The organism is Streptomyces sp. NPDC058145, assembly GCF_042884245.1.
In the GTDB taxonomy this organism is placed as follows: domain Bacteria; phylum Actinomycetota; class Actinomycetes; order Streptomycetales; family Streptomycetaceae; genus Streptomyces.
Genome location: NZ_JBHVUH010000052.1, coordinates 1 through 5,376, shown reverse-complemented (window position 1 = coordinate 5,376; position 5,376 = coordinate 1). Strand labels below are relative to the sequence as shown.

The 5,376-nt window shown below is 71.4% G+C and carries 2 protein-coding genes; both read right to left on the bottom strand.

Features of this window, described 5'->3' with window-relative positions:
• A partial coding sequence (locus ACFVVO_RS39290; protein WP_390061679.1) for a condensation domain-containing protein occupies positions 1–970 on the bottom strand: 970 nt, incomplete at its 3' end.
• Between the two features lie 63 nt (positions 971–1,033).
• Entirely contained in the window at positions 1,034–5,323 is a 4,290-nt protein-coding gene (locus tag ACFVVO_RS39285) for a condensation domain-containing protein (RefSeq protein WP_390061677.1), read from the bottom strand.
• Between the last annotated feature and the right edge of the window lie 53 nt (positions 5,324–5,376).

Sequence of the window (5,376 nt, the reverse complement as noted above, 5' to 3'; positions counted from 1 at the left end):
TGTCGTAGGCCGCGAGCGCCTTGTCCCGGACCTGGTCCACGACCTGCTCGAACGACCGGTCGCCCGACAGGTCGACCCGCAGCACCCAGTTGTTGACGAAGAAGCCGATCAGATCGTTGAGGTCCTCGTCCGTGCGGCCCGCGATCGGTGAACCCATGACGACGTCCTCGCCGGCGCCCAGCTTGGACAGCAGGAGGGCGTAGGCGGCTTGCAGCACCATGGGCACGGTCGCGTTGTGCTTGCGTGCCAATGCCTCGATGCCGGACGCCAGTTCCGGCGCAACGGTGAACTCGACGGTCTCGCCGCGGTGGCTTCGGTGCAGGGGGCGCTGCCGGTCCGTGGGCAGGGTCAGGGGCTGCGGGGAGCCGGTCAGTTCCCGGCGCCAGTAGGCGACCTGCGCGGCCGCGATGCTCTCCGGGTCGTCCAGCTCGCCCAGCAGTTCCTGCTGCCACAGCGTGTAGTCGGCGTACTGGACGGGCAGCGGCTCCCACTCGGGTTCCTGGCCCTGCGCCCGGAACACGTACGCCGTCGTCAGGTCGCGGGCCAGCGGCGCCATCGACGCGGCGTCTCCGGCTATGTGGTGCATCAGGATGACCAGGACGTACTCCTGCGGTCCGACCGCGAGCAGGGTCACCCGGATCGGGATCTCGGACTCCAGCGCGAACCGGTGCGCCATCGTCTGCGCGATCGCGTCCGCCACCTGCTCCTCGGTGACCGCCCGCGTCGGGACCTCGATCGACACGTCCTGCGGCGACAGGATCCGCTGGAACGCCACGCCCCGCTCGTCCTCGCCGATCACCGTGCGCAGACTCTCGTGCCGCAGCACCACGTCACGCACGGCGAGGGCCATCACACCGGCGTCCACATCGGCCCGCAGGCGAAGGACCACCGGCTGGTTGTACGTCACCGACGGACCCTCGAACCGGTACAGGAACCACAGCCGGCTCTGCGCGAACGACAACGGGATCATGACATTACCTCTCGAGGTTCGATGGGCGCCGGCGCAGTCGGCTCGGGCCCTGTCGTTGCCTGGCTACGGCTGTTCGGTCACCGGCGCGGACACCGGCGGTGCGGATGCGGCCGGTGCGGCGCGGTCCGGTTCGGTGCGGGCCGGTTCGGTGCGGGCCGGTTCGGCGGAACGGGCCGTCGGGCGGTCGTCGACGTGCCCGACGTGGACCAGTTCGCCGGTTCGCAGGCGGCGGACCAGGTCCCCGGTGCGGTACATCCGGCCACCGGCCGGGTCGAACGGGTTGGCCACGAAGCGGGCCGCCGTCCGGCCGGGAGCGCCCAGGTACCCGCGGCCGAGGCCGGGGCCGGCGAGGTACAGCTCGCCCGTGACCCGCGGCGGGACCGGTGCGAACCCAGGGCCCAGCACCAGCGCCTGCACGTCCGGCAGTGGCAGGCCCAGCGGGGGGTGTCCGGTGCCGGTCCACTCTTCGGTGTGCGGGATCGCCAGGGTCGTGGCGGTTCCGGTCTCCGGGTGCCCGTACCAGTGGAGGACCCGTGTTTCCGGCAGCTCGGCCCTCACCTTGGCGACCAGCTCGGCCGGCAGTGGCTCACCGGAGAACAGGACGGTGTCGACGTCCTGCGTCGCACCGCCCGGCCTCGCGGTGAAGCGGGAGGGCCGGGTGCTGAGGACGGTCCTGGTCCAGGGGCCGCCCGGGCGGGTGCCGACCGGGTCCTCGGTGAGGTCGAGGGTGGCGCCCGTGGACAGCGCGGTGAACGCCTGCACCGTCCGTATGTCGATGCTCGCCGACGGGCCGGCCATGAGCCGCACGCCCGGTCCCATGCCGAGCTGGGCGGTCAGCCGTGCCACGACAGCGGTGACGTTGTGGTGGGTGATCCCCGTACCGCCGAGCGACGCGTGGTTCGACGCCGGCGTACCGGCGACATGGGCCAGGTGCTTCGGCCGCAGCGGCCGGCGCCGGTCCGCGTCGACCGGCGCGCGCTCCACTCCCGCCCGAGGCTCGTCCAGGTACAGGTACGGGACCGGCGGCTCCGGGAGGACGGCCGCGGATTCGCGCACGGCCAGAACGGCCACCGGGTCGGCATCGTTCACCGCGCCGACATCGGCCGGCAGACCGACGACACGGCTCGCGTCGGTCCGCAGGGGCAGGTACACACCCCCGGCGTCGGTCTCCAGGGGCAGGTACACGCCTCCTGCCTTGGCCACCGCGAGCAGCGCCACCACCGACTCCACCGATCGCCGCGCGGACGCGGTCACAGCCACCGGGCGGTCGGAACCGGCACCGTGCTCGATCAGCTCGAAGGCCAGCGCGTTGGCACGTGCGTCCAGCTCGGCGTAGGTCAGCGACCGGCTGCCGTCGAGCACGGCCACCGCGTCGGGCGACGCGGCCACCGCGGCCTCGAACAGACCGGGCAGCAGGGACGGATCGTGCACCACCGCTCCACGTGGCGCTGCCGTTGCCTTCGCGGGTCGTTTCTGTCGTTTCTGCTCCAGCAGTTCGCGTTCGTCGGCGGTGAGCACCTCCACCGTGGCGACGGGGACGTCCGGGTCGGCGATGATCTGTTCGAGCACCCGTAGATACCGCTCCGCCATGCGCTCGACGGCCGTCGATTCGAACACACCGCGCTGGTACTGGAGCGAGATCCGCAGCGGCTCGGGCGCCGCCATCAGCGTCATGGCGTAGTGCGTGCCCGTCGAGTACCGGAATCGGCTGATCGTCACACCGGAGTCGGACAGCGCCTGTGCGCCCGCGCCGTCCCACGGGTAGGACTCGAAGACCACGACGCTGTCGAACAGGGTGCGCAGTCCGGTGCCCTCCTGGATCTCGGCCAGGCTGTGGTGGTGATGGTCGAGCAGTCCGGTCTGCCGACCCTGCAGGTCCGTCATGACCTTGGCGAGCGAGTCACCGGGGTTGTAGTGGGCCCGGACCGGCAGCGTGTTGATGAACAGGCCGAGCATCTCGTCCACGCCCGCCAGTTGCGGCGGCCGGCCGGAGACCGTCATGCCGAACAGCACGTCGTTACGGGCGGTCAGCTGACCGAGCAGGATCGCCCACGCGCCCTGCACGACCGTGTTGATCGTCACGCCCATGTCGGCGGCACGGCGCACCAGTTCCCGCGCCCCCTCGGGGGACAGCCCGACCTCGGCCCGGCCGATGCCCCCGGCCGTGTCGGCGGCCCGCGCCTGTGGTGCCAGCAGGGTCGGTTCGGTTACGCCCGCGAGCTCCTCGGCCCAGGCCCGCGCGGACACGCCACGGTCCTGCCGTGACCGCCAGACCAGGAAGTCACGGTAGTTCCGGGGCCGGGGCAGCGCCGAGGCGTCCCCGCGGTCCTCGTAGAGCCCGATGAGGTCCCGCAGGACCAGCGGCAGCGACCAGCCGTCGAACATCAGGTGGTGGCTGGTCACGATCAGCTCGAAGCCGCGCTCGGCCATCCGGATCAGCGTGAGCCGGAACAGCGGTGCCATCTCCGGATCGAAGTGCCTACGGGAGTCCGCCGCCAGCAACTCCTCCAGTCTGTTACCGCGTTCGTCTTCGGCCACGTCCCGCAGATCGATCTCCGCCCAGGGCAGCTCGACCCGGTCGGGAACGACCTGCACCGCTGCGCCGTCCGCCACGAAGTCGAAGGCCACGCGCAGGTTTGGATACCGGTCCAACAGCGCCTGTCCGGCGGCCCGCATACGGTCCGCCTCCACCGGGCCGTCCAGGCGCAGTGTGAACTGCATCTGGTAGGGGTCGTACGCCTGCCCGGCCAGCATGGCGTGGAACAGCAGCCCGGACTGCATGGGCGTCAACGGCCAGACGTCCACCGGACTGCGGTCCCGGTGCCGCGCCTCCATGGTCTCGATCTCCGCCTGGCTCAGCGAGACCAGTGCGAGGTCCGAAGGCGTGAGCCCACCGGCACCGTCGGCGGCGGCATGCCGGGCGAGACCGGTCAGCGCTTCCACCCACAGATCGGCGAGCTGCTGGGCGTCCTCGCGTGCCAGCACTCCGGACGCGTACGTGAACAGCGCGCTGAGGAGGGGGCCTTGAGTCGAGTCGGTGACGACCGCGTTGATGTCGAGGGCGTGCGCGACGGGCATGTCGGCGTCGAACTCGGCGGACACGTCCTCGAACAGGGAGACCGGCGTCCAGGCCTGGTCCCCCTTGCCGACGGGTGTGCCGGTGTCGCCGGTGAACCGGCCGAGGTAGTTGAAGCCGATCTGTCCGGTGGCCAGTTGGGCCAGGGTGGTGGCGGTGTCGGGGTTGAGGTGGCGGAGCAGGCCGTAGCCGATGCCCTTGTCGGGGACGGCCCGCAATTGTTCCTTCACCGCCTTGACGGCCCGGTCGGCGGCGAGTCCGCCGGCGAAGGCGTCGTCCAGGTCGATTCCGGCGACGTCGGCCCGGACCGGGTAGAGGGTGGTGAACCAGCCGACGGTGCGGGAGAGGTCCGCGCCGGGAACGGCGTCCTCCTCACGGCCGTGGCCCTCCATGTTCACCAGTACCGAGTGTTCCGAACCGCCCCGGGCAGCCCGCCGCCACGCGGCGACGGCCAGCGCCACCCCGGCCAGCAGAGCGTCGTCGGGACCGCAGTGGAACACCTCCGGCAGCCGCGTCAGCAGCGTCTCGGTCACCTCGGCGGACAACCGCACCCGCACCCGGTCCACCGTGGCCGTCGTGTCCAGCGTCGGGTTCAGGGGCCTGGTACCAAGCACCGGATCCGGCTGGGCCAGCACGTCACGCCAGTGGTCGAGTTCGGCTACGCGTTCCGGTCGGCGGGCCTCCTCGACCAAGGCGGCACTCCAGCGGCGCACCGAAGTGCCGATCTCGGGCAGCACCGGCGCCCGGCCTTCCCGCACGGCGGACCAAGCCTGCACGAAGTCCGGGACGAGGATGCGCCAGGAGACTCCGTCGACGACGAGGTGGTGGGCTACCACGAGGAGGCGGCCGGTGCCGGTGCCGTTGCCGGTCGGGGTGAACCAGACGAACTGCAGCATGGTTCCGGAGGCGGGGTCGAGCCGGTCCAGGGCCCGGTCCAACTCGGCCGAGATCAGGGCGCCCCAGGCCTTCTCGTCGGTGACGCCATTGCATGCGACGCGATGCAACAGAGTCGATATGTCGATGGAGCCCGGCTCGCCGGTGATGAGCTTCGGCGCGTCGTCGCCATGGCCGCGGACCAGGTGGGAGCGCCACATGTCGTGCCGGTCCACGACCGTCGAGAGCGTGGCGACGAGCGCGTCGTGGTCGATGCCGGTGGGCAGGTCCAGCACCATCCACTGCGCATAACGGCCGTAGGAGCCCTCACGGTCGAGCATCCAGTGGGCGATCGGCAGCAACTCGGATTCACCGACACCGCCGCCCTGGAGTTCCTCCAGCACGGGGCGGTCCTCGGCTCCGCCGTTCGCAGCGGCCAGTAGCGCCAGACCGGACA